The sequence below is a fragment of the Formivibrio citricus genome (genome assembly GCF_900115065.1).
Lineage (GTDB): Bacteria > Pseudomonadota > Gammaproteobacteria > Burkholderiales > Chitinibacteraceae > Formivibrio > Formivibrio citricus.
Genome location: NZ_FOVE01000008.1, coordinates 1 through 25809, shown reverse-complemented (window position 1 = coordinate 25809; position 25809 = coordinate 1). Strand labels below are relative to the sequence as shown.

Below are 25809 nucleotides of genomic sequence, written 5' to 3'. Positions count from 1 at the left end.
GCTCGCGTAAGAATTGATCAAAAAACGGCAGAGGATGCCAGTTGTCCTGTGGTATCCATCAGTCGTTCGACCATAATGTGCAAAAAACGCCTCTCAAAGCGTGCGCGCAGGTCGAGACCTGCATTCTCGATACTTTCCCGACTGAATTTGACCACCGTGACTTTGTTGGTGGCCTTGATGGTGGCTGAGCGCAACGGCTGATCAGGCATCAGGAAAGCCATTTCTCCCAAGCATGCACCAGGTTGCAGGATGAACAACAGCTTTCCCTGCTTACGGACTTCAACCTCACCATCCAGCAAGATGGAAAATGAATTGCCGGGGCTGTTTTCGTGCATCAGTACCGTACCGGCCTTCAGACGGTGCCAGCGAGCCATATGCAGGGCTTGCCAGATTTCCGGTTCTTCAAATTGCGCAAAAAACGGGTTGTGACGCAAGGCCAGAAATTTTTCGCGGTCGGAGAGCGTATTGCTGGGAGGGTAGAGGGTATGGTCAATGGCGGAAAGATGGTCGGCGAACGCCTGCCATGAAGAAAATCGTGCCTCCGGATTTTTTTGCAGGGCAATGTCAATCAGGCTTTCCAGTGCGGAGGGCAGGTCTTGGCGGTACGCCCGCAGCGGAGGATGAGTTTCGTTCTGTATTCGGTACAGTAGGGCCATCATGGTATCGGCCTGGAACGGTCGCGTTCCGGTCAGTAATTCATACAGGACGATGCCAAGAGCGAAGATATCCGATCGGGCATCCAGAGGTTGTTCGCAGATTTGCTCGGGTGACATGTAAGCCGGCGTCCCCATCATGCTGGAGAGCATGGTCATGGCCTGGTCGTATTGACGTGCCGTGCCAAAGTCACTGATTTTGACGTCGCCGCGGGGTGTCAGCAGCAGGTTGTCCGGCTTGAGGTCTCGATGTATCAGTCCGCGCGAGGCTGCATACTGCATGGCCGTGCAGCATTTGAAAGCAATTTGCAAAATTTGCGGTACGGGCAGCAGGTTATCCGCCCGAGCATGGGTGGAAAGCGGGCGCCCCTCTACATACTCCATGACAATATAGGCGTGGCTTTCATCCTGCACTGCATCCAGTATTTCCACGATGCCAGGATGCCTGAGACTGCGAACCAGCCGGGCTTCGTTCTGAAACATGCGTTGAATTTTGCCGGCATAGGCAGGATCTCGCAGCGATTCGTGTTTGAAGATCTTCAGGGCAACCCGCTGTTGCAGAAAGGTATCCTGGGCGAGATAAACATCGGCGGTTGCCCCTCCTCCCAGAAGGTTCAAGAGCTGGTATTTTCCGAGCTTCTTCATCTGCGCGGATTCCGTTCGGGGTCAAGAAAACGCAGGCAGGAGGTGAAGGGCTCGCGAGCGACGAGGGATATATGAAACCCTTGCTGTTGTTGATAGTGCCAGCAAATGCGCTGCATGGCCTGCAGCCGGACAGGATCGAAGGCCTGAGGGCCGGCTACCACTTCGTCGCGCAGCCCGGCCTTGAAGGCAGCTTCGCGCAAGGTCCAGATGGTGTGGAAGCGTTCGACGATGGCGTCCGGCGCCGCGGCAACCCATGCCCGCTCGTCGGGGTGGAAGGCCCGCTCTGCCAGCGCCAGCCAGTCTCTTTCCCTTGCCGGGTATTCGATGTCCAGCCCGCAGCGGAAGCCGGTGCTCACCACGACACCGACGTATGGCCCGCTGTGCGACAGGCTGGCGTGGATGTCGGGCCGGTGGGTGATGACGGGGAATCCGGCCGCGCTTTCCTCGATTTCCTGCGGGGAGCAACCGCTTGCGCGGGCCAACAACCAGCGCCCGAGCAGGAACTGCTGGCGGCGTTCCGGAGCGACCATGCCTTCCAGTTTTTGGGCGCTGGAAGCCGACAGTGGCTGTGCCGCCAGACAGGCCGTCGAAAAAAGACGCTGGTCGGCAAGCAGGATTTCAAGTTCTATCATCCTAAAAACCTCAGTTGGACGCGTTCGAAAGTGGCGCTGGTGGGGCGGATGGCTAGGCGCGACGAGGACGCATGGTCATTCCCTGCTACGAGGAGCAACAACGTCATACGTCCCACCAGTGCCGCTTGCGGATGCGTAGCGTGCTCACCCGGAAGGTGAAGGGTAAAAATCCGGTCAAACCACGCATTCATCTGCTGGTTCCGAAGAAAAACAAGCGGTCAACTGAGGTTTTTAGGATCATGAGACAATTGTCGCACAAGCCCGGAACGGGGCGCTTTCATCGAACTGGATATTCTCATGCAAAACGAACACTTCATTCCCGGCAAGGATGCCTCGCTGGAATCCACCATCCGCATCATGCAGCAGAAATTGCAGGAACTGGGTTTCGAGGTCGAGGAGTATGCCTGGCTCAATCCGGTCGAGGCTATCTGGTCGGTGCATTTGCGTGACCGCGATTGCCCGCTGATCTACACCAACGGCAAGGGAGCGACCGAACTCGCGGCGCGGGCCAGTGCGCTGGGCGAATTTTTCGAACGCGCCAGCAGCAACTATTTCTGGACTCACCACTATCTGGGCGAGGCGCGCGCCGGAGGCGAGTTCGTGCATTTCCCGCAGGAGAAGTGGTTTCCGCTGGGGGATGACAGCACCTGGCCGGAAGAATTGCTCACGCCGCAACTGCAGGCGTTCTACAACCCGGAAGGCGGCGTGGATGCCGATTCGCTGGTCGATCTGAATTCCGGCAACGACGAGCGCGGCATTTGCGCCTTGCCCTATACGCGCCTGCGCGATGGCGAGAAGGTCTGGTTCCCGGTCAATATCACCGCCAACCTGTACGTGAGCAACGGCATGGCTGCGGGCAACACGCCGGCGGAGACGCGCGCGCAAGCGCTCTCGGAAATCTTCGAGCGCCATGTCAAATTCCGCGTCATCGCCGAGGGGATTTGCCTGCCGCTCGTTCCGGATGAGGTGATTGCCCGTTATCCGCATATTGCCGCCGACATCGCCGCGCTGCGCGCCGCGGGGTTCGGCATCCAGGTGCGCGATGCTTCGCTGGGCGGGCGCTATCCGGTGATGAACGTCATGCTGCTCAATCCGCGCGACCAGGGGTGTTTCGCCAGTTTCGGCGCGCATCCGCGTTTCGAGATCGCACTGGAGCGGGCGCTGACCGAGTTGCTGCAGGGGCGGGCGCTCAACCAGCTCGACGGCTTTCCTTCGCCGGTGTTCGATCTGGAAGACGTGGACAACGCGCCCAACCTGGAAAGCCATTTCGTCGATTCCACGGGAACGCTGGCTTGGCGCAGTTTCGGCAACGCGCCGGATTTCGACTTCTGCGACTGGAATTTCACCCATACCACGCAGGAGGATTGCGACTGGCTGGTCGAGCATATCCATGCCGAAGGTTTCGATGTCTATCTGGCTGAATACACGCATCTGGGCGTGTATGCCTGCCGCATCCTGGTGCCGGGCATGTCCGAGATCTACCCTGTCGACGATCTGGAATGGGAAAACAACAGCGTCGGCAACATCCTGCGCCCGGCGCTGGTCGATTTGCATGAACTGGAAGCAGAAGAATGCGCCGAGGTCTACGACATGCTCGAAGAGCTGAACCTCGACGACCAGCGCTCGATTGCCACCTTGATCGGTCTGGCGGCCGATCCGGGTTCGGCATGGGAGGGTTTGCGGGTCGGCGAATTGAAAGCCCTGCTGGCACTGGCCGTCGGCGACGAGGATTCCATCCTCGAAGGTTGCGAGTGGGTGCGCAACTTCGGCCAGCTCGACGCCGCCCGCCAAAGCGTTTACCACTGCATCGAATCCCTGCTCGGACTGGAAAAACCGGAAGCCTATGGTGCGACCCTGTCCCAGCTCTATGGCGCGGAAACGCTGAAGCTGGCCCAGGCATTGCTGGCCGGCGAGGTGCGTTTCTTCGGCCTTGACCCGCTGGGCGGGAACTATGAAGGCTCTGCGATGCACCAACGCCTGCTGGCGGCCTATGACAAGGTCCAGGCCCGCAAAGCCGGCTGATTTATGGCGCTTGTGGGCTTGCCGGGCTTTGTTTATGCTTGGTTTCACCCATTCGTTTGTCGATTGAATTTCAGGAGATTTGCATGTCCGGAGGACACTTCCACGTACACGGCCCGCACGATCATGCCGTTGAGCATGGCGCCTCGCATGGCGGTCATGGAGATGGCGACAATTTTGCTTCGCGCATTGCAGTGATGACCGCAATTCTGTCTACGGTAGGTGCCTTGTTCAGCTTTCAGGGCGGGGCGACACAAAACGACGCCATGATGTTCAAGAACTCGGCAGCCATCAAGAAAACCGAGGCATCGAACCAGTGGAACTACTATCAGGCCAAGAGCAACAAGCAGAACCTGGCCGAGCTTTCCGTGGCGCTGACCGAAGGCCCCAAGAAGGCCGAATACCTGAAGGAAGTCGAGCGCTACAAGGCGGAGAAGAAGGAAATCAAGGATGCCGCGGAAAAACTCGAAGCCCAGGTCAAGGAATTCGAGAAGAAAAGTGACATTGCCATGCACCAGCATCACCGCTGGGCGCAGGCCATGACCGGCATCCAGATCGCGATTGCCATGGCGGCCATCACCCTGCTGACGCGCAAGCGCTGGCTCAACGTGGTGACGGGCATTTCGGCTGCAGGTGGCTTGATCCTTGGCGGGTTGGCGCTCGCGCATATCTGATTCCGGGATTTCGCTTGTACTGGAGCCGGGGCGTTTCTGTTGAAACGCCCCGGTTTTGTTTGGCGCCTGCTTTTCGCGAGCGGATCGGAAAAGCGAAGCGTTTTGCGACGTTTGTGTTTCATGCGTTGGGTGATGCCTGCGTCGCTTCCCCGTAGCGACGTGTTGTTTCTCTGTGCTCCCCATGCCTCTGTAGTTCTATAAATAACTACAAGACGGTGTGTTTGTTCAGGATTCGTTTGGCTCTTAACCACTCGGATTCTGGATGCCGTGGTTTTCAGGGAGATGGCCGTGGAGGTGGTGCCACGCAATCGCAGTGCTTGGGCGCAAATTTCGGCCCTGGCTTTGGCCTATGCCGTGCTGGGCGCGTTGGGCTTGATGCTCGCTGTGCCCTCGGGGCATGCCAGCCCCGTATTTCCGGCGGCGGGCTTGGCGCTGGCGGCCGTGCTGGTTTGGGGCAATATCGCCTTGCCGGGTATCTGGCTCGGCGCCCTGACGATTCAGGTTGTGGGTGCCTGGCTGGACAGCAGTCTGGGCTGGGGAATGTTTCTCTCCACACTGGGTATGGCTAGTGGCGCGACCTTGCAGGCGTGGGGAGGCCGGGTACTGATCGGCCGTTTTCAGGGCGATCAATGGCGAACACTGGAAAACGAGCAGAGCATTTTCGGTTTTCTCGCGCTGGGCGGGCCACTTGCTTGCCTGATCTCTCCTTCGGTGGGGACTTTCTGCCTGTCTGCACTGGGCGGGCTGGATAGTTCGGCCTACTTTTTTACCTGGTGGACATGGTATGTCGGCGATGCACTGGGCGTGCTGATCGGTACGCCGATTGCGCTCTGCCTGTTGATCGCCGGGGGCGACCTTTGGGCCGAAAGGCGTCGCCGACTGATCGTTCCCATGCTGCTGGTCCTGGGGCTGGTTGGGGGCGCCCTGCTCGGCGCCGCGCGTTGGGAGCAGGAAGCGCAGAATCAGCAACTGCAGGCGGATGGCGAGGCGCTGGCCAAGGACATCAGCCAGCGCCTGGTCGCACATCGTGAGGTATTGCTCTCGCTGCGGCGTTTCATCGAAGTGACGCCGGAAATCCGGTTCAGCCAGTTCTCCTATCTGATCGAAACCACCCTGCGCGACGAGCCGGACATCTTTGCCTTGAGCTACAACCCCTATGTGCGCCGCCAGCAACGGGAGGCGTTTGAAAGGGATATGGCTGGCAAAACAGCCATGCCAGGCTACCGGATCATTGAGCGCGATAACCAGAACCGGCTGGCTCCCGCCATTGCAAAGGATGAGTACGTTCCCGTGGGGTTTATCGGCCCCATGCCTGCCAATTTGCCGGCGCTGGGCTTCGACATCAATTCGGAGCCGATCCGTCATGACGCCATCCAGCGGGCTATCGCCTCCGGGGAGATGGCCGTGACGGCGCCGATCCGGCTGGTTCAGGAGCAGAAGCAGGGGGCGGGCGTATTGATGCTGTCGCCGGTTCATGCCAGAGGGGGCAATGGCTCGGCGCGAGGCAGCAAGGAAACGCTGGCCGGTTTCGCGGTCGTCGTCATCCGGGTCGACGAGATGGTCCGTATTGCTACGCACGGTCAGCTGCCGGCCGGACTTCGGCTTCAACTCTGTGACCCCGCGGCCGAGCCTGGCAAAAATCTGCTTCATCAGTCGAACGGCAATGAAGGTAAAGCGCTCGATGCCCGAACATGGAGGACGCCAATCACCATCGGCGACCGGACATGGGAAATATCCCTGGTGCCGACGGAGACCTATTTCCAGCAGCAGCGCCACTGGACATCCTGGTTGGTGGGGGTGGTCGGGCTGTTTTTTGCCACGCTGCTTCAGGTGCTGATGCTGGGTATGACGGGCCGGACTGCCGCCATCCAGCGCAAGGTCGAGGCCCAGACCGCCGAGATCCGGCGCAAGAGTGCCGAGCTTGAACAAAGCGAAGCGCGCTATCACAGCATTTTCGACAACAGTTATTCGGTCATGCTGATCATCAATCCGGAAGATGGCGCCATCGTGGATGCCAATCCGGCGGCTGCGCGCTATTACGGCTGGACACGCGCCGAGCTTCTCGGCATGCACATTTCACAGATCAATACCCTGACGAACGACGAACTCAGGCAGGAGATGGAAAGGGCGCGGCAGTCCCGGAGCAACCACTTTTTCTTCCGGCATCGGCGGGCCGATGGCTCGATTCGTGATGTCGAGGCTTTCAGCGGGCCGATTGCGATTGGCGGGAGGACGTTCCTTTTCTCGATCGTGCATGACATCACCGAGCGAAAAAATGCCGAGGAGCAGTTGCGCAAGCTCTCGAAGGCCGTCGAGCAAAGCCCGGAAAGCGTCATCATCACCAACCTGAAGGGCGAAATCGAATACGTCAATGAAGCCTTCGAACGAACGACCGGCTACAGTGGCGCTGAAGTGGTCGGCCAGACGCCGTGCATCCTGCATTCCGGGAAGACCCCCGCCGCCAGTTACCAGCGGCTGTGGCAGGCCTTGTCGCAGGGCTTGGTCTGGAAAGGGGAATTCCAGAACCGGCGCAAGGATGGCAGCGACTATGTCGAGTTTGCGATCGTTGCACCGATCCGTCAGCCGGATGGACAGATCAGCCACTACGTTTCGGTCCAGGAAGACATCACCGAGAAAAAACGCCTGGCGTCCGAGCTTGATCGCCATCGCCAGCACCTCGAAGACCTGGTCAAGTCACGGACCGAAGAGCTTAGCCTGGCCAAGCAGCAGGCCGAGGCAGCCAATCTGGCAAAGAGCGCTTTCCTGGCGAATATGAGCCACGAAATCCGTACGCCGATGAATGCCATCCTCGGCCTCACCCATCTGCTGCAGCGCGACACAACAGACCCCACGCAGCGCGAGCGTCTAAGCAAGATCGGCGCCGCCTCGAAACACCTGTTGTCGGTGATCAACGACATCCTTGATCTGTCGAAGATCGAAGCCGGACGGCTGCTGCTTGAGGATACCGACTTCACGCTGGCCGATGTTCTCGATCATGTGGCTTCGCTGATCGGTGATTCGGTGCGCAACAAGGGACTATCGCTTGAAGTGGACGGTGACGGTGTGCCGGCCTGGCTGCATGGCGACCCCACCCGGCTGCGCCAGGCCCTGCTGAATTTTGCCGGCAATGCGGTGAAGTTTACCGAGCAAGGCGTGATTGTCTTGCGCGCCAGGCTGATCGATGAAAAAGACGACGAGCTCACCCTCCGCTTCGAGGTTCAGGACACGGGAATCGGGATTGCCGCAGAGAAATTGCCGCGTTTGTTCGATGCCTTTGAACAGGCAGATGTGTCGACCACACGCAAATATGGCGGTACCGGTCTTGGCTTGACGATTACCCGGCGCCTGGTTGAGTTGATGGGCGGGGCGGTGGGGGTCGAAAGCGAGTTGGGCAAGGGCAGCATCTTCTGGTTCTCTGTTCGGGTATTGCGGGGCAGGGGGCGCATGATGGCGGTACCTCGAGAGTATCAAGGTGGCGATAACGCCGAGCTCGAATTGCGGCGCTGGTATGCCGATGCCCGGCTGTTGCTGGTTGAAGACAATCCGATCAACCAGGAAGTCGCGACCGACCTGCTGCAGGCGGCCGGGCTATCGGTCGATGTCGCCGGTAACGGACGGCAGGCCGTCGAGATGGCAAGCAGCAAGGATTACGACCTGATCCTGATGGATATCCAGATGCCGGAAATGGATGGCCTGGAGGCGACACGCATCATTCGCAATCTGCCCGACTGGCAGAAAAAGCCAATCCTGGCGATGACCGCCAATGCGTTCGACGAGGATCGCCGCCTCTGTTTTGAAGCAGGCATGAACGACTTTGTGCCCAAGCCCGTCAATCCCGATGTGCTCTATCGCAGTTTGCTCAAATGGCTACCCAAGACGGCCCGGAGTACCACGCCGTCCAGCTCGCCGCTTGAGCCGGTAGCCGACAATGCCAGCAACGACGCGCTCATGGCGCGGCTGGCTGACATTCCCGGCCTGGATACCAAGCTGGGCCTGAATGTAGCCGGTGGCAAGGCAGAAAATTATGTGCGCCTGCTGCGGAAGTTTGTTTCCCTGCATCCGGGCGATATGGCGCAACTGCGCCAGAAACTGGCCGCCGGAGACCGGGAATCGGCGCTGATCATTGCCCATTCGCTAAAAGGTGTCGCGGCCAACTTGGGCGGCACGGAAGTCAAGGATGGGGCGAGTGCGCTTGAGGCCGCCATCAAGGCCGGGGGCGCACAGGAAACCTTGGCGCCTTTGATTGAAAAACTGGACGCGCAACTCAATACGCTGATCGCAAAAATCACTGAAACGCTGCCCGCTGTTCCTGAGGTGACGGCAAGCACCGATCAACCGCCAAACTGGCTGGAACTCAATGCCATGCTGACAAGGCTGGATGGGCTGCTGCGCATCGGGGATACCCAATGCTTCGATCTTTGTCAGAGCCATGCCGCCGAGATTCGCAGCGCGTTTGGCCGCTTGGGGGATGATCTGCTCCAGAGTGTCGAGGACTTCAACTTTGACAAGGCCAGGGGTGAGATCACTCAGGCCCGCAGCGAGCATCGCGAACTGAACGGGTAGCTCACCAAGCCCATTAACCGAGGTGTTCGGGTTTCTTTATCGCGTATCATTCTTGATTGAGCGCAACAATTACCGGTGCTTCTCCCCAAAAACACCTGCACATGATGGTCTTTATTTCCTAAAATGGCGCAATGATTGCAACGATAAGCGTTCTCATGATTATTTGGAGAGAAATGCTTGCCGTGGAGGCTTGGCTGGTTGCGGTTTGACCCTGTGTCTCCTTCAATGACTTGTGAGGGTGGTTGAGAACATGCGTTGGCTATGTTCGATCCGACCGCCAGCAATGAATTTTGTATTTACCTGAAAATCGGAGGTCCCATGATCAGTGAAACGCTGGTGGACTTGTCGCGATGGCAGTTTGCCGTCACGGCCATGTACCATTTTCTGTTTGTGCCGCTTACGCTCGGCCTGTGCTGGATCCTGTTCATCATGGAGATGGTCTATGTGATGACGGGCAAGGAAATTTACCGCGACATGGTGAAGTTCTGGGGCAAGCTGTTCGGCATCAATTTCGCGCTGGGGGTGACCACCGGCCTGACCATGGAATTCCAGTTCGGTACCAACTGGTCGTACTACTCGCATTACGTGGGTGACATCTTCGGCGCGCCGCTGGCGATCGAGGGCCTTTTGGCGTTCTTCCTGGAATCGACCTTCGTTGGCCTGTTCTTCTTCGGCTGGCAGCGTCTGTCGAAATGGGGACACCTGCTGGCAACCTTCCTCATGGCGCTGGGTTCGAACTTGTCTGCACTCTTGATCCTGATCGCCAACGGCTGGATGCAGGACCCGGTCGGGGCGGCCTTCAACTACCAGACCATGCGCATGGAAATGACCAATTTCTGGGCGATCCTGTTCAACCCGACCGCACAGGCCAAATTCGTGCACACCCTGTCGGCCGGCTACGTGACCGGTGCGGTATTCGTACTGGCGATTTCGGCCTGGTACCTGCTCAAGGGGCGCGACAAGGCATTCGCGCTGCGTTCCTTCCGCATCGCTGCCGCGTTTGGCTTTGCTTCGGCGCTGTCCGTGATCGTGCTGGGCGATGAATCCGGCTATACCGTGACCGAATCGCAGCATTCCAAGCTCGCTGCAATGGAAGCGATGTGGGAAACCGAACCGGCACCGGCGGGGCTCACGCTCTTTGCCATTCCGGACCAGACCGCGCGCACCAATCATTACGAGCTGAAAATTCCGTACGTCATGGGCCTGATCGGCACCCGTTCCGTGACCAAGGAGATTCCGGGCATCGAAGAGATTATCTCGATCAATCGGGCACGCATCGAACGTGGGCAGAAGGCGGTGATTGCGCTGGAGGCCTTGCGCGCCAATCCGAAGGATGATGTTGTCAAATCCGTGTTCGACCGCTTCAAGGCGGACCTCGGCTTTGGCCTGCTGCTCAAGAAATATGTGGCCGATGTACGCCAGGCCACGCCGGAGATCATGGACAAGGCAGCGGAAGATACCATCCCCCACGTGCCTTCGATGTTCTGGGCTTTCCGCATGATGGTGGGACTGGGTATGGGCATGTTGCTGCTGTTCGTAGTGGCGCTGTATGCCACGGCGCGCAACCGCGTCGAACAGAACCCGTGGCTGCTCAAGGCCGCCATTCTGTTCCTGCCCGCGCCTTGGCTCGCGTGTGAGCTGGGGTGGTTCGTAGCGGAATACGGCCGTCAGCCGTGGACCATTTACGGGGTTCTGCCCACGTACCTTTCCACGTCGTCCCTGACCGTGGGCAGCATCGTGTTCTCGCTGGCGGGGTTCGTCCTGCTCTATACCGGGCTCTTGGTCGCCGAGATGTACCTGATGATCAAGTACACGCGCCTCGGGCCGAGCTCGCTCGGCACCGGCAAGTACCATCTTGAACAGAAAGGAGCCTGAGCATGGATTACGCAACGCTGAAATTCATCTGGTGGCTGCTGGTCGGCGCGCTCCTGATCGGTTTCGCCATCATGGACGGCCATGACATGGGGGTCGGCGCGCTCCTGCCTTTCGTGGGCAAGAACGATACCGAACGCCGGGTCATGATCAACACCATCGCCCCGCACTGGGACGGCAACCAGGTGTGGTTTATCACCGCGGGCGGGGCGATCTTCGCCGCATGGCCGTTCGTTTATGCCACGGCGTTTTCCGGGTTCTACATCGCCATGATGGCCGTGCTGTGGGCGCTGTTCTTTCGTCCGGTCGGCTTCGATTACCGCAGCAAGGTCGAAGACCCGCGCTGGCGCAATTTCTGGGACTGGGGCCTGTTCGTGGGCGGAGCTGTTCCTCCGATCATTTTCGGTGTGGCCTTCGGCAACCTGTTCCTCGGCGTGCCGTTCCAGTTCGACGACACGCTGCGCGTGGCCTACAGCGGCAGCTTCTTCGGCCTGCTGACCCCGTTCCCGTTGCTGTGCGGCATCGTGAGCCTCGCATTGATTGTTACGCAGGGCGCGCATTACCTGATGCTGCGCACGGACGGCGAAGTGGCCGTGCGGGCGCGCAGTGCTGCTTTGCTGTTCAACCTGGTGCTGGGCGCAGGTTTTGCGTTGGCCGGGCTCTGGCTGGCGTTCGGCATTCCGGGTTATGCGATTACCGGCGGTGCGCTGCCCAACGGGCCTGCTGATCCGCTGGCCAAGACCGTGGCGCGCGAAGCCGGTGCCTGGCTCGCCAACTACAGCCGTTATCCGGCTACCGTGCTGTTGCCCGTGGTCGCCTTTGCCGCGATCGGCATCGGTTGGCTGGCCGCGCTCAAGAAGAAGGGCGGTGTGGCGTTCATTGCCAGCAGTGTCGCCTGTGCCGGCGTGATCGGCACGGCGGGCGTATCGCTGTTCCCGTTCATCCTGCCCTCGTCGAGCCATCTGCAAAGCAGCCTGACCGTGTGGGATGCCACGTCCAGCAAGATGACGCTGGCGATCATGCTGGCGGTCGTGGTGCTCTTCCTGCCGCTCGTGGTGTTCTATACGAGCTGGGCCTACCGCGTGATGCGCGGCAAGGTGACGGGCGATTTCATCGAACAAAACAGCAAGTCTGTGTACTGAAGGGGACGATCATGTGGTACTTTGCCTGGGTATTGGGCCTGACCGCCGCCCTGTTGCTCGCCGCCATGAATGCGATGTGGTACGAGGCGCAGGAAGACCGCAAGAAAGAAGCGGAATGATGCATAAAAGGCCGGGGTTCCCGGCCTTTTATGTTTTCAAGCACCACCCGGCTTGGACCTCCAAGGCGGCAGCCCCTTGAAATGATTGTCCAGAAATTCCACGAACGAGGTCACTTTGGCCGAGATGTTCATGCGCTCCGGATAGACCGCGTAAATGTCTCCCGGTGGGAGATGCCATTCGGGAAGAATCTGCACCAGCCGGCCTGAATCAAGATAAGGCCCGGCATCCCATTCGGAACGCATCAGGATTCCCTGCCCGTCCAACCCCCATTGCAGCGTGGCCTCGCCGTCATTGCTGCTCATTGCGCCATGCACTTTCACCGTTTCCTGTTTTGAACCCTTGCTCAGATGCCAGTTGCCATAGGCCGTATCGTTCTCGCGCAGGATGATGCAGCGATGCTTGAGCAGATCGCGCGGGGCCTGCGGTGCTTCGACGGTTTTGAGGTAGAGCGGCGAAGCGCAGAGCAGGCGCCGGTTGGAGGCGATTTTGCGCGCAATCAGGCGCGAATCGGGAGGCGTTCCAAAGCGGATGCCGACATCGAATGCTGAGTCGGCTAGATTCAAGGGTTTGTCCGTGAGTTCCAGTTGAATCTCGACCTCGGGATGCTTTTGACGAAATTTTGAAAGAATCGGGGTGAATGTGGCGTCGTCCAAAACCGAAACTGGCGTTGACGCGCAGCAACCCCTTGGGAGTGGCTCGGCTGCTGGACACCTCCCGATCAAGTTCATCCAGCTCCGCCAGCAGGCGACTGCCGGTTCGCAGGTAGAGTTCGCCTTCGTGAGTCAGGCTGATGCGGCGCGTGGTTCGATTCAACAGGCGCACTCCCAGACGGCGTTCCATTTGAGCCAGCCGGGTGCTGACCGCGGGCGGGGTAATGCCCAGCTCGCGGGCTAGCGAGGTCAGGCTGCCATGCTTGACCAGCTCAACAAAGAATTTCAGATCGGAGATCGTGTCCATTGTTAAATTATATTTAAATATGGATTAGTTTTATCGTTATTTTATATTTTTGTCCGCGGATTAACATGCTCAACGAAGGGCAGAACAAGTGCTGTTGATTTCGTTTTGGTGAGATCGTCGATCCATGCGAGGAATTACCTTGTTCACCTGAAGCTCTCGAAAACAACTTCGGGAGAGATGCTTTGTTATCCAAGGAGAAGACAGTGTCCAGAACCCTGTACCAGAAACTGGTGGATTCCCACACAGTGGCGCGTATCGACGCCCAGCACGTGATGCTGTACGCCGATTTTCACATCATGAACGAATACACCAGCCCGCAGGCTTTTGGCGGGCTGGACGAGAAAGGCATCCTGACGCACCGCCCGGAGCAGAACATGGGCGTAGTCGACCATGTGAACCCCACCCACCCCGATCCGATCGGCAAGCGCACGATCCGCATCGAAGCGCCGGCCAAGCAGGCCGCCAACTTCGTTCGCAACTGCAGCAAGCACGGCATTCGACTGTTCGACATCAACGACCCGATTCAGGGCATTGAACACGTGGTAGTTCCGGAGATAGGCTGTGTTCGTCCCGGCATGGTGATCCTGTGCGGCGATAGCCATACCGTCTCGTATGGTGCACTGGGGGCGCTGGGCTTCGGGATCGGAACCTCCGAAGTCGAGCATGTGCTGGCGACCCAAACCCTGATCTACCGCGTTTGCAAGGACATGCGCATCACCGTCAATGGCGACCTGAAGCCGGGTGTTTCGTCCAAGGACGTCATCATGCACATCGTGGCCAGGATCGGCGCCCAAGGCGCGCGTGGCTACGCGATTGAGTTTGCCGGCACTACGTTTGCCACGCTTTCGACGGAAGCGCGTTTGACCATCAGCAATATGGCGGTCGAGTCGGGCGCGCGCGCTGCGCTGCTGGCGCCGGATGAAGAAACGTTCAAGTATGTCCGCGAGCATGTACGCGACATGTCGCCTGCCGATCTGGACAAGGCCGTCGAAGTCTGGAAAACCCTGCGTTCCGACGACGATGCACAGTTCGATCTGGAATACACCTTCGATGCCGAAGACATCGAGCCATATGTGACCTGGGGCACCAGCCCGGATCAGGCCATCGCGATCAGCGAAACCATCCCGACCGATGACAAGCTCAACGACGACGATTGCAAGGCACTGGACTACATCGGCCTTAAGGCTGGTATGCCGGTGGAAGGAACCCCAATCAACCGCGCTTTCATCGGCTCCTGCACCAATGCCCGTATCGAAGATTTGCGTCTGGCTGCCAGCGTGATCAAGGGCCGCAAGGTGGCCGCGGGTGTGCGCGCCATGATCATTCCGGGTTCCGGTCTGGTCCGCGCACAGGCCGAGCGTGAAGGCCTGGCGCAGCAGTTTATCGATGCCGGTTTCGAGTGGCGCCAGCCGGGATGCTCGATGTGTCTGGCCATGAACGACGATTATCTGGAACCGGGCGAGCGTTGTGCCTCATCGACCAACCGCAACTTTGAAGGCCGCCAGGGCCGCGGGGGGCTGACCCACCTGATGAGCCCGATCATGGTCGCTGCCGCAGCGATTGCCGGCCGTATTGTTGATGTGCGCAAGGAGTTTTGAACATGACCGACTTTTCCAAGATCCAGGGCGTTGCCGCGCCGCTGCCGCTCAATAATCTGGATACCGACCAGATCATGCCCAAGCGCTTCCTGTTCGGTATCGACAAATCGGGGCTGGCCGACGGCACCCTGCATGACATGCGTTTTGACGCCGATGACAAACCGATTGCCGATTTCGTGCTGAACCAGCCGGCGTATGCCCAGGCCAATATTCTGGTGACCGGCTCCAACTTCGGCTGCGGTTCCAGCCGCGAGCATGCCGTGTGGGGGCTTCAGCAACTCGGGTTTGATGCCATCATTTCTTCGAGCTATGGCGAAATCTTCTATTTCAACGCCGGCAATAACCGCCTGCTGCTCGTGATCCTGAAACCGGAAGAGATCGAAGAGTTGACTGCGGAAATCTCCGACCCCGCCAATAATCAACTCACCATCGACGTCGAGCGCCAAGTCGTGATCACGGCATCCGGTCGCGAATTCGCTTTCGATCTGACCGCGCGCCAGAAGGGCATGATTCTGGAAGGTCTCGACATGGTGCAGGCTTCCCTGCGCCAACTGCCGGAAATCGAAGCGTTCGAGCAGCGCCACTGGGCGCAAAATCCGTGGGCAAAAATCGATTTGCCGAGAATGAATATCAAGTATCCTTGATACCCAAGAGGAAGGGCGCTCATCTGGCAGCCAATGCCGTGGACGCGCCCTGTCTGGTTCAGGCGCGTAATGGAGCAACAAGATGAAGCTGGCAAGTTATTTCCTTCCAGAGAGCCAACACAAGAGCTTTGGCGTGGTCTGTGGCGACGCGGTGATCGATCTCGGTTTGCGTGTCGGATGGCGTTTCCCCGATTTGAAATCCGCGCTGGAGGCGCATGCCCTGCCGGCCTTGGCCCCCGTGGCCAACCATCCCGCCGACTACATGGTCGACGACCTGACCTTCCTGCCGGTGATCGAACACCCGCACAAGATTTTCTGTGTGGGCATGAACTATGCCGAGAAGCGCAAGGAATTCGATGAAACGGTCGATGCGCCGACCCTGTTCATTCGTTTTGCCGATTCCCTGACCGGACATCGAAGCCCGGTGGTGAAGCCGGCGCAATGCAACGAGTTCGATTACGAAGGCGAGCTGGCCGTGGTGATCGGCAAGCCGGCGAAGGCGGTTCGCAAGGAAGATGCGCTTTCCTATGTGGCCGGCTATAGCTGTTTCATGGATGGCACCGCGCGCAACATGCAGTTTGCGTGGTTCACCGCGGGCAAAAACTGGTCGCACACCGGCGCTTTTGGCCCTTGGCTGGTAACGACAGATGAAGTGCCCGATCCCAATGCCCTGGCGATTCATACCTATCTGAACGGACAGGCGGTGCAGGACGACAATACGGCGAACATGGTCCGTTCCGTCCCGGAATTGATCGCCTACATCAGTGCCTTCAGCCCGCTCTCCCCGGGGGATGTCATCATCACGGGCTCGCCGGGCGGCGTGGGCATGAAGCGCAATCCGCCCCTGTTCCTCAAGGATGGGGACCGGATCGAGGTCGAAATCGAAGGGGTGGGGCGGTTGAGTAACCTTGTGGTGTCAGAAAATCGCTGAAATGTTATGAAATTGGGTGCCGACAAGGTGCCCGTTTCATTTTTGCGGCAGCGCTAGCCAGTTGGGTGTAGTTGCCATTCTCTTAGCGCCTTTCTTTTTCATCTGGATTTTCGCGTAGTGTTGCAGATGCTGCCTGGCAACGTCACAGTCGCTGAACGGTTTTTTTGCAAGACGGCACAGAAGTGCTCGATTTTTGTGTGGGCAGAATCTGAGCCAGTGGTATAGAAGGTTCCAGCTTGATGCTCGGGGACTTTCTCCCCGCTGACGCATTTCGCCTCGGATCATGCCCCTTAAAAAGAATCCAATGGGGACTCCCGGCTTAGATGTAATAGCAGTTTTTTTGTTTCCGGCTGAAGCATAGTGCCTTCCTTGACGCCCAACCATAAGGTTCTACGTCCCCATGTATCGACCAAAGGGACCGCATTCAATTTTTTGTCCATAATTTCTGATTGAATGGCCCCTTCCGGTAGAATGCCTATTCCAAATCCAGCCCTAATCATTCGGCAAGCCGCGTCAAAGCTTCTTACCTGAATTCTTATTCTTATAGAGCGTCCCAGTGCGGTGGAGACATCCATTAATCGCCTGAGCAAAGAGCTGCCTTGATTTAGACCAACAAAATCGTAATCCAGTGTTTCCAGAAATTCAATGCTCGAACGGAAGGCCAGCGGGTGATCTTTGGGGACAAGAACGACTAACTGATCGTGCCGATAAAAAAATTTATCGATCCCTGGTGTCGAGGTGTTGTCGGTCAAGATTCCAATATCCGCTTTGCCTTCATTGATTGCAGCGACAATTTCTTCATCCATCTTTTCCTCAAGACTAATTCCGATATTCGGGTTTTTGTTGGAGAAATTTGCAAGGTCATGAGGTAGGTACTGAATGACCGCCGAAGTATTTGCCCAAATTCTGATACGCCCCCGTACCCCAGAAGCAAAATCACTCATTTCATCTGCCATGCTGTTTATGGCATCCATGATGGAGCGCGCATGCTTTAAAAGTTCTTTTCCTGCCGGGGTTAATTCTAATCCGCGAGGCAAACGTAGAAATAAGGCGCAGCCGATGGTTTGTTCCATGTCGGCAATTCTTTTGCTTAGCGCGGAGAGTGTCATGTTGTATTTTTCTGCTGCCTTGGTCAGACTGCCTGATTCGGCGACCAATAAAAATGCTCTAATGGAATGGAGGTTGAAATGCAATGGGTTGATCATGTCAAAATGTGCGCCAATAAAATTTGGTAAAATTCAAGAGCGGATATATTCGGTGCGACGTAAAAATGCAACGAGCTCGCACTATTTTAAACGCGCTGGTTTTCCGTTAAGGAAAGGGTGGTTGAGAGGAATGCGATTGTCAAGCCATTTTCTGTGGATAAAATGGCCTGGATCGAAGCGTGCGGCATGTGCCGCAACATCTGGATGTTTGCTTTATCCCGACTGGTTAAGTTGTGTCGGCAGGTGGGGCGGTTCATTTTTGAAGGACATGTTTATGCTGGGGCAGATGCTTGTTGATTTTGCGTGTGGGTTGCTTCTAGGTGTGACGGGAGGCATGTTGGGGATTGCTGGCGGAATTATTGCAATCCCCATGCTTGGTTTTATGTATGGAATGAACCAACATCTTGCACAGGGAACGACATTAATCATGATCGTTCCTAGTGTGTTGATTGGCTTTATTAGGTATCGCCAAAGAAATGAAATAAGATTCAAGCCAATATTTGCGATGTGTATATCCGCAACAATTACATCTTATTTTGCGGCACGCATTGCCACATGGATTAGCCATGATAACCTGCAAAAGGCATTTGCAATATTTTTACTTGGATTGGCGGTGTATTACGCAGTGCAGTCTAGATCAAAATCAGGCTCGGAACCCCCTGCCAAAACCTTGTCTGCTAAATACTATGCATTGTTGGGGATGTTGAGCGGAATAATGTCGGGTATTTTTGCCGTGGGCGGTGGACTGGTCGTTGTCCCGCTCTTGATTTCTCTGTTTGGCTTTAAACAAACGCAGGCGCAAGGAACCGCTCTCGCTCTTGTTATTCCTGGATCAATAACCGCTTTGTTTGCCTATACGCAAGCTGGTTATGTCAATTGGGGTACTGGTATTCCGCTTGCGCTTGGAGGGGTTATTAGTGTTTCTTGGGGAGTTGCTTTAGCGCACAAACTCAAAACATCCTATTTAAGGATGGCCTTCAGCAGTGTCATGGTTGGGGTCGCTGCTTTGATGCTGGTGGGCTTTGTTGTGTGAGGCTATAGTGCACTGATTTATAAAATAAAAATTTTTTTGATAAGGATTGTTGAAGCTTTGGCAATCAATAGATTGTGGTTTATTTTTGCAACAAAGCCCAGTCGGACGGGAAAGACCATGCGGGCTTTCCCGTCTTCCCGATTCTTTGATCAGCCAATTGCGGAAGCGATTGCCTTCCCTACCTCTTCAGTATTTGCCGTGCCCTTCAGATCGGGCGTCTTGGGGCCGGAAACCAATACAGACTCGATAGCAGCAACAATGGCATCATGTGCCGCGCGATAGCGGGCATCGCCACGACCAAGGAAATCCAGCATCATCGCGCCGGACCAAATCATGGCGATGGGATTGGCAATGCCTTTCCCTGCGATATCGGGGGCAGAGCCGTGTACCGGCTCGAACAGCGACGGGAAATGCCGTTCCGGGTTCATGTTGGCCGAGGGGGCAATGCCGATGGTTCCCGCGCAGGCCGGCCCCAGATCGGAGAGGATGTCTCCAAACAGGTTGGATGCCACCACCACATCGAAACGATCCGGATTCAGCACGAAACGCGCGGTCAGAATATCGATGTGTTCCTTGTTCCAGCGCACCTCCGGATAATTCTTGGCAACCTCCGTCGTGCGCTCGTCCCAGTAGGGCATGCTCACGGCCAGGCCGTTGGATTTGGTCGCGGAAGTCAGGAGCTTTCGCGGACGGGTCATCGCCAGGTCAAAAGCATACTTGAGTACGCGATCTACGCCGGTGCGGGTGAACACGGCTTCCTGGATGACCACTTCCCGATCGGTGCCATCGAAAATCCGCCCGCCCATGGTGGTGTATTCGCCTTCGGTATTCTCGCGCACGATCATCATGTCGATATCGCCAACCTTGCGATTGGCAAGGGGAGTGGGCACTCCCGGCATGAGGCGGACGGGGCGCAGGTTGATGTACTGGTCAAAACCGCGGCGGAATGCCAGCAGGGATTCCCACAGCGAAATGTGGTCCGGCACCACGTCCGGCCAGCCTACCGCGCCAAAGAAAATGGCCTCGTAAGCCATGAGTTGCTCGGCCCAGTCTTCCGGCATCATGCGGCCGTGTTTGACATAGTATTCAGCGCAGCACCAGTCAAAATGTGTGGCCTCGATTTCGATCCCGTATTTGCTTGCCGCCGCCTCTAAAGCCCGCATACCTTCCGGCATGACTTCCTTGCCGATGCCGTCCCCGGCCATGACTGCGATCTTGTGCTTGGTCATCTCTTTTCCCCTCTGTCTGGTTGGAGGCAAATGCCTCATTCCTTCGTCTCATGATCATAATTGATAACGATTTGGTTATAATTGCTGAAAATGTAAACACAGAAATTTCATATCGTGATAAATGAGCTGGGTTTGAAGGATATGCGCCTGTTTTGTCTGGTTGCCCGCAGCAACAGTTTTTCCGCGGTGGCCAAAAGCGAAGGCGTTTCGCAGGCGTTTGTCAGCAAACGTATTGCCGCACTGGAACAGGCACTGCAGGTGCGCTTGTTCCAGCGCACGACGCGTACCGTCAATCTGACACAGGAAGGCGAGGCCATTCTGCTGCGCGTGCAAAAAATTCTGGAAGACGTGGAAGAAATGTCCGATGTCGCCGCCTGCGCCCAGACGGTGCCGCGCGGCTTGTTGCGCATCGCCTCCAGTACCGGTTTTGGCCGCAACCGGTTAGCGCCTGCGCTCTCTGAATTGATGTTGTTGTATCCAACCCTGAGCGTTGACCTTGAGCTGCTGGATCGCCCGGTTGACTTGATCGGGGAGGGGTTTGACCTGGATATCCGGGTAGGGGGGCAACATCAGCCCAGTTTGATTGCCCGTGTACTGGCCCGCAATTACCGGGTTCTGTGCGCCTCGCCAGACTATCTGGCTACCCGTGGCGTACCGGAATGCCTTGAAGATTTGGCGCAACACCGCTGCATTCCCATCCGCGAGCGCGACCAACCGTTTGGCCAATGGCGCATGATCGGGCCAAACGGGGTGGAAACCGTCAAGGTATCGGCTGCCATGTCATCCAACAATGGCGAAATCGTGCACCAATGGGGGCTAAAGGGGCACGGTATCTTCCTGCGCTCGGTCTGGGATGTCGGCGGCGACTTGCAGTCCGGTCTGCTGGTGCGGGTTCTTCCCGAGTACCGGCAAGATGCCGATGTTGCCGCTATTTATCCCCATCGCCTCTCCAACTCGGCCCGGCTGAGAGTGTGTGTCCAGTTTTTGATGGATTGGTTTGCAAAAAACACGAATCAAATATAAAAGCGATACTTTTTTAAAGGCGCCCGCAGTTACTATGCTGGATTTGTGTAACAAAGCCTATCGTTGATGTCATATCGAAAATATTTTCCACGCCTGATTACGATTTTAATTTGAAAGATGCCATCGATTCTTTCAAATAACCAGCTTGTCCTGCCAATTCATCCGACATTGATGCCAATTCTTCGCTGGCCGCCACGTTTTGCTGGATCACACTGGTCAACTGATTGATTGCCGTCGATACCTGCTCGGTGCCACTGGCCTGTTCGCGACTGGATGCCGAGATTTCCTGTACCAAATCCGAAGTCTTCTTGATATCCGGAACGATCTTGCCTAGCAGTTCACCTGCTCGTTCCGCCACGGCAACCGATTGGGAGGAAAGCCCGGAAATCTCCCCTGCTGCATGTTGGCTACGCTCGGCCAGTTTGCGTACTTCGCTGGCCACCACCGCAAAACCTTTGCCGGCTTCACCTGCCCGAGCGGCTTCAATGGCGGCATTGAGTGCCAGCAGATTGGTTTGGCGTGCGATTTCTTCGATAATGCCGATCTTGCCGGCAATATCCTTCATCGCAGTCACAGTCTCAGCGACCGCCTTGCCGCCTTCTTCTGCATCCTTTGCTGCCTTGCAGCTTATGCGTTCGGTCTGAGCGGAATTGTCAGAGTTAAGGGTGATCGTGGAAGCAATTTCTTCGATGGTAGAGCAAACTTCTTCTACGCTGGCAGCCTGCTCCTGCGAACCTTGGGAAATCGTTTGCGAAGATTCCGCAATCTGGGCCGCACCACCAGCCACCTGATTGGCGGCTGTGACAATCTTACTGATGGTTTCGGCCATTTTTTCGATAAAGCCGTTGAAGCTTTTGGCCAGCATGCCCACTTCATCAGCGCTTTTTTCATATTTTCGTTCGATGCGGTGAGTAAAATCACCTTTGGCAGTTTCATTCAACACGCGCGCCACATCACGGATGGGGTTGGCAATTCTATTTGCCATGAGATAACCGATTGCTACCGCTATAACTGTAAAAACCAAGCCAACCAACACTATCATCAAAGTCAAGCTACGCGCACTGGATAGAATTTCGTCACGATCAATCACCGCGACTATGCGCCACCCTGAAACAGGAACTGTCATCACGCGTGCAATTTTATCTATGTTCCCCCACTTGTAATCGACAGTGGTATCGCCATTTTTAACAGCCTTACCCAGAGCTTCATTTTGTGCGTTTATGTTTTTTGAAATAAGTTCATTTTGCGGATGCGCCAATATAGTCCCATCACGCTCGGCAAGAATCAAATAACCTGATTCTCCAATCTTTATCTTTTTAATTTTGGAAGAAAGTTGCTGCAGACCGATTGCAACAGCTACAACGTAATCCACATCATCTTGACCAGATTTAAATGCACGGCTGCCCGTGACGACATAATCGCCAGTAGGCGCCAAATAGGCTTTTCCTATGGCAGGCTTGCCATTGTTGTTAACGGCGTCAATATACCACCCGCGTTTTCTGGCATCCGTTTTCGGCGGAATAATTATTTTTGGACTGCCTGCGTAATAATCTCCAAATTTGTTCCCAAATATCGTCCCATCATACCCATATGATTTCGTTAAGCTGCTGGATAAAGCATCCAAATCACGCTCTACTGGGCTACGTACAATGGCAGAATTTGGAACATCAACACTGCTGTTGATGTAATTATTTATGGCGTTCTTGTTGGAGGCCTGCAACGAAGTTTTAGAATTGCCAATATAATCAATTCCAGAAAAAACGGAATCAAACATGGTATTGATTACCTCGATAACCTGAGTAATCTCCCCAGTGGCTCGCGCCATAAAATCGCGCTCTGATTTTTTTGCCAGCGAGTAACTTAGCAACACGACCACACAGAACAGCGGTATCACCACCTGCATGGTTGAACTTAAAAAAAACTTTTTCTTGATGCTGTCGAGTTTGAACACGATCAATCCCTTTCATCAAAACCCGGGTCGCATTGTTCGAGCCATTTGCGCCACCATGTGAACAATACCGGTCGTCCGATCTGAATGCAGAATCAAGCCTGCCGAGGGCCGTTTCACTTTCGCCGTATTCCATCAGTGTGGCACCGGGTATTGAACAGCGACTGATCAAACTCAGACATCCGCGACCAAAAGCATGGTTGGCCATTTCAATGGCCTGCGGAACCGTCGTCCTGTAACGCCCACCAACCCCCAATCCGAAAGACCTGGCGGCTGATACTGGAGCTTTGGCGGGCGCAGATCAGACGCGGTATTGCGCAAGAATACCCTGCGTTTCCTCAGCCAGAGAGTTCAAGCGGTGTGCCACCGCTGCGCTGTTGGCGGCTGCGGAGCTGCTTTCTTCAGCCATCTGTGCAATTTTCTCGACATTAACTGCGATATTGTTGCTGGCTTCGCTTTGTTCGGTAATTGAGTTGGCGATTTCTTCGACCATGGATGTGCTTTGCAAGCTGCTCTCGCCAATGCGCCGAATGGCGCTGTCGGCCTTATTGGCGCGCTGTACGCCATCTTCCACTTGGGCCACCGCATTTTTCATTTCACCGGCCGCTTCGCTGGAGACGTTGCGGATAGCGGCAATCATATCGGCGATCTCGATCGTGGAATGAGAGGTTCTTTCCGCCAACTTGCGCACCTCATCGGCAACCACTGCAAATCCTCTTCCCTGTTCGCCGGCTCTGGCCGCTTCGATGGCGGCATTCAGCGCCAGGAGGTTGGTCTGCTCTGCCACTTCCTTGATTACGGAAACAATAGACGCGATTTTGTCGCTGTGCTTTTCCAGCTCATTGATTCGACCGGCAATCTGGTTGACAGAGCGTGATATGGCGTTGATGTCGTTGATGGTTTCCCGGATCACTACCGCCCCTTCACTGGCAAGCCTGCCCGATGCTCTTGAGAGTTCGCGTGCTTCGGCCGCCCGAGCGTTGACGTGATTGATGCTGACCGTCAGTTCTTCGATGCCGGCGGCCATGCTTGCCGCAGCATCGCTTTGCTGGGTGGCCGCGCAGGCGACCTGTTCAGCGGAGTGGGTCATATCTACACTTGAGCCGGCGATATCCTTGTTGTGGCCGATGATGGACGAAAAACTTTGCCCCAGCTTGGCCAGCAAACGATTCAAGGTGTGCGACGTTTCTGCGATTTCGTCGCGGCCGTTGATTTTGGCGCGAATGGTAAAGTCGAGATTGTTTTCGATGCCGGTGACTGCATCGCGAATGTCTTGCAGGGAGCGCTGAACGCCGCGAGTGATGGAAAAGCTCAAAACACCAACACCCAGAATCGCCGCCAAGGCAATGGTGATGGAAACCAGGTTGTTGCGTGTCGCGTTGGCTTTGGCTGCGGCGGCTTCCTCGGCCGAGCCCGAAATGATCAGCGCCAGATGCTGATCAAGCAACTTGGCCAACTCAGCACGTTTGGCGCCCATCGGGCCGGACATGTTTTTGGCTTCGCCCGTGCTCCGGATCGCTCTCAGGTAACTTTCAACCATGTCCACATAGCCGTCCAGGACTTTGCGTTCCGCATCGTAGAGTTCTCGCCCTTTCGGGGTTCGAATCGATGCTTCATAGTCCTTGAAGTTTTTTCGTAGCGAAACAAGCAATGCATCAATGTTTTTGGAAATGGCTTCACGCGCCTCGGGATCGGGCGTATTGAGTTGCCGGAAAAGGGCCAGCGCGATTTGCTGTTGGTCTGAACGCAAAGAATGCATCAGGTGCAAGCCAGGCATTGTTTGGGTGTTCAGGATTTGCAAAGTCTCGGCTTGGCTGCTAACGGAATGCCAGCCAGTCAGGACGACAACGATCAGCGCCACAATTGCACTTGCTGCTAGTAAAAACAATTTTTGGGTAATACGCATGGACTTCACCTTTATCGGGTGGACATTTGCAGATGACAAAGAAAGCACCAGCACCCACTGTTGCCTCTGATTGATATTAGCCGGCGCGTGAAAATATTACCCTACAACGTTAGCCTGAATTTTGAGCAAAAAAATGGCGATTTTTGATAACAATTGTCCACGTTTTGAGCATTTCAGCGGCTCCGATGATCATGCCAGTGGATAACGCCCCGGAGTTTTCACTACCCTGTTAACGCATGCTTTTGTCCACCACTCCGCGCCGCTGCGCCCCCACATACAACTGCCGTGGCCGGCCGATCTTCTGTTCAGGATCGTGGATCATCTCGTTCCACTGCGCGATCCAGCCGATGGTGCGCGCCATGGCGAAGATGCCGGTGAAGAGCTGCACCGGAATGCCGATCGCCTTCTGCACGATGCCGGAATAGAAATCCACGTTCGGATACAGCTTGCGGCTCACGAAGTAGTCGTCTTCCAGCGCAATGCGTTCCAGCTCCAGCGCCAGCTTGAACAAGGGGTCGTTCTGCAAACCCAGCTCGTTCAGCACCTCATGGCAGGTTTCGCGCATCAAGGTGGCGCGCGGATCGAAGTTCTTGTAGACCCGGTGCCCGAAGCCCATCAGCTTGGTATTGGAATTCTTGTCCTTCACCTGTTTGATGAATTCCCCGATCTTCTCGACCCCGCCCTGGCGTTGGATGTCGAACAGCATGTTCAGACACCCCTCGTTGGCCCCGCCATGCGCCGGGCCCCACAAGCAGGCGATGCCCGAAGCGATGCAGGCATACGGATTCGCCCCCGAAGATCCTGACAGGCGCACCGTCGAAGTCGACGCGTTTTGTTCATGATCGGCATGCAGGATCAGGATGCGATCCAGCGCCCGCGCCAGCACCGGATTGGGCGTATACGGCCCGCAAGGCGTAGCGAACATCATGTGCAGGAAGTTCTCCGCGTAATTCAGTTCATTGCGCGGATACATGAACGGCTGGCCCACCGTGTACTTGTAGGCCATCGCCACGAT

At 56.3% G+C, this 25809-nt stretch carries 19 protein-coding genes and 1 pseudogene; 11 read left to right on the top strand and 9 right to left on the bottom strand.

Going from position 1 to position 25809, the window contains the following annotated elements; translation table 11 throughout:
* Positions 1-17 precede the first annotated feature (17 nt).
* Both BMZ36_RS06630 and BMZ36_RS06625 read right to left on the bottom strand, forming a co-directional pair.
* Positions 18-1298, bottom strand: coding sequence for a serine/threonine-protein kinase (locus BMZ36_RS06630; RefSeq protein WP_091193138.1), 1281 nt, complete (start codon positions 1296-1298; stop codon positions 18-20).
* Positions 1295-1930 (bottom strand): 4'-phosphopantetheinyl transferase family protein, encoded by a 636-nt coding sequence (locus tag BMZ36_RS06625; RefSeq protein ID WP_091193135.1) that lies wholly within the window; start codon positions 1928-1930, stop codon positions 1295-1297. Before BMZ36_RS06625 ends, BMZ36_RS06630 begins: the two co-directional genes overlap by 4 nt.
* A gap of 297 nt (positions 1931-2227) precedes the next feature.
* Here BMZ36_RS06625 and ycaO point away from each other — a divergent pair, with 297 nt between their 5' ends.
* From ycaO to cydX, 6 genes are all read left to right on the top strand, one after another.
* A complete protein-coding gene (gene ycaO / locus BMZ36_RS06615; protein WP_091193130.1) occupies positions 2228-3952 on the top strand; it encodes a 30S ribosomal protein S12 methylthiotransferase accessory factor YcaO in 1725 nt (574 codons plus the stop codon).
* Between the two features lie 83 nt (positions 3953-4035).
* A complete protein-coding gene (locus BMZ36_RS06610) occupies positions 4036-4623 on the top strand; it encodes a DUF4337 domain-containing protein (protein WP_091193127.1) in 588 nt (195 codons plus the stop codon).
* A gap of 288 nt (positions 4624-4911) precedes the next feature.
* Positions 4912-9186, top strand: a complete 4275-nt coding sequence (locus tag BMZ36_RS06605; protein WP_177187809.1) for a PAS domain S-box protein — start codon at positions 4912-4914, stop codon at positions 9184-9186.
* A 318-nt stretch (positions 9187-9504) separates the two neighbouring features.
* Positions 9505-11061: a cytochrome ubiquinol oxidase subunit I gene (locus BMZ36_RS06600; protein ID WP_091193480.1), complete on the top strand. Its 1557-nt coding sequence runs from the start codon at positions 9505-9507 to the stop codon at positions 11059-11061.
* A gap of 2 nt (positions 11062-11063) precedes the next feature.
* Positions 11064-12200, top strand: coding sequence for a cytochrome d ubiquinol oxidase subunit II (gene cydB, locus BMZ36_RS06595; RefSeq protein WP_091193122.1), 1137 nt, complete (start codon positions 11064-11066; stop codon positions 12198-12200).
* Positions 12201-12211: 11 nt separating this feature from the next.
* Entirely contained in the window at positions 12212-12319 is a 108-nt protein-coding gene (cydX, locus tag BMZ36_RS06590) for a cytochrome bd-I oxidase subunit CydX (RefSeq protein WP_091193120.1), read from the top strand.
* Positions 12320-12355: 36 nt separating this feature from the next.
* Here the strand turns inward: cydX and BMZ36_RS06585 are convergent, their stop codons facing one another.
* Together BMZ36_RS06585 and BMZ36_RS14715 are read right to left on the bottom strand one after the other, a co-directional pair.
* Positions 12356-13048 (bottom strand): LysR substrate-binding domain-containing protein, encoded by a 693-nt coding sequence (locus tag BMZ36_RS06585; RefSeq protein WP_245747804.1) that lies wholly within the window; start codon positions 13046-13048, stop codon positions 12356-12358.
* Positions 13049-13148: 100 nt separating this feature from the next.
* A pseudogene (locus tag BMZ36_RS14715) lies at positions 13149-13277 on the bottom strand (helix-turn-helix domain-containing protein); the annotation flags it as partial.
* Positions 13278-13480: 203 nt separating this feature from the next.
* Between BMZ36_RS14715 and leuC the strand changes: the two are divergent.
* The 3 genes from leuC to BMZ36_RS06570 all read left to right on the top strand — a co-directional run bounded on the left by leuC (position 13481) and on the right by BMZ36_RS06570 (position 16450).
* Positions 13481-14875 carry a 3-isopropylmalate dehydratase large subunit gene (leuC, locus tag BMZ36_RS06580; protein ID WP_091193118.1) on the top strand — a complete coding sequence of 465 codons (1395 nt, stop codon included), beginning with the start codon at positions 13481-13483 and terminating at the stop codon, positions 14873-14875.
* A gap of 2 nt (positions 14876-14877) precedes the next feature.
* Positions 14878-15519, top strand: coding sequence for a 3-isopropylmalate dehydratase small subunit (gene leuD / locus BMZ36_RS06575; RefSeq protein ID WP_091193115.1), 642 nt, complete (start codon positions 14878-14880; stop codon positions 15517-15519).
* Between the two features lie 82 nt (positions 15520-15601).
* Positions 15602-16450, top strand: coding sequence for a fumarylacetoacetate hydrolase family protein (locus BMZ36_RS06570; protein WP_091193111.1), 849 nt, complete (start codon positions 15602-15604; stop codon positions 16448-16450).
* 290 nt (positions 16451-16740) lie between these two features.
* Here BMZ36_RS06570 and BMZ36_RS06565 read toward each other — a convergent pair whose 3' ends face one another.
* Positions 16741-17655 carry a LysR family transcriptional regulator gene (locus BMZ36_RS06565; RefSeq protein WP_091193108.1) on the bottom strand — a complete coding sequence of 305 codons (915 nt, stop codon included), beginning with the start codon at positions 17653-17655 and terminating at the stop codon, positions 16741-16743.
* Between BMZ36_RS06565 and BMZ36_RS06560 the strand changes: the two genes are divergently transcribed.
* Positions 17558-18688 carry a sulfite exporter TauE/SafE family protein gene (locus BMZ36_RS06560; protein WP_245747802.1) on the top strand — a complete coding sequence of 377 codons (1131 nt, stop codon included), beginning with the start codon at positions 17558-17560 and terminating at the stop codon, positions 18686-18688. The two genes, BMZ36_RS06565 and BMZ36_RS06560, sit on opposite strands and share 98 nt — an antisense overlap.
* Before the next feature lie 149 nt (positions 18689-18837).
* On the opposite strand, the gene BMZ36_RS06555 is transcribed toward BMZ36_RS06560, so the two are convergent.
* Positions 18838-19917, bottom strand: coding sequence for a tartrate dehydrogenase (locus tag BMZ36_RS06555; RefSeq protein WP_091193103.1), 1080 nt, complete (start codon positions 19915-19917; stop codon positions 18838-18840).
* A 141-nt stretch (positions 19918-20058) separates the two neighbouring features.
* On the opposite strand from BMZ36_RS06555, the gene BMZ36_RS06550 reads away from it, so the two are divergent.
* The gene (locus BMZ36_RS06550; protein WP_091193101.1) at positions 20059-20940 is read left to right on the top strand and encodes a LysR family transcriptional regulator; all 882 of its coding nucleotides are present in this window, start codon (positions 20059-20061) and stop codon (positions 20938-20940) included.
* Positions 20941-21037: 97 nt separating this feature from the next.
* Here the strand turns inward: BMZ36_RS06550 and BMZ36_RS06545 are convergent, their stop codons facing one another.
* From BMZ36_RS06545 to BMZ36_RS06535, 3 genes are all read right to left on the bottom strand, one after another.
* Complete coding sequence (locus tag BMZ36_RS06545) at positions 21038-22891, bottom strand: methyl-accepting chemotaxis protein (protein ID WP_143085991.1); 1854 nt, start codon at positions 22889-22891, stop codon at positions 21038-21040.
* 298 nt (positions 22892-23189) lie between these two features.
* The gene (locus tag BMZ36_RS06540) at positions 23190-24848 is read right to left on the bottom strand and encodes a methyl-accepting chemotaxis protein (protein ID WP_143085990.1); all 1659 of its coding nucleotides are present in this window, start codon (positions 24846-24848) and stop codon (positions 23190-23192) included.
* A gap of 175 nt (positions 24849-25023) precedes the next feature.
* A partial coding sequence (locus BMZ36_RS06535; protein ID WP_281242204.1) for a citrate/2-methylcitrate synthase occupies positions 25024-25809 on the bottom strand: 786 nt, incomplete at its 5' end.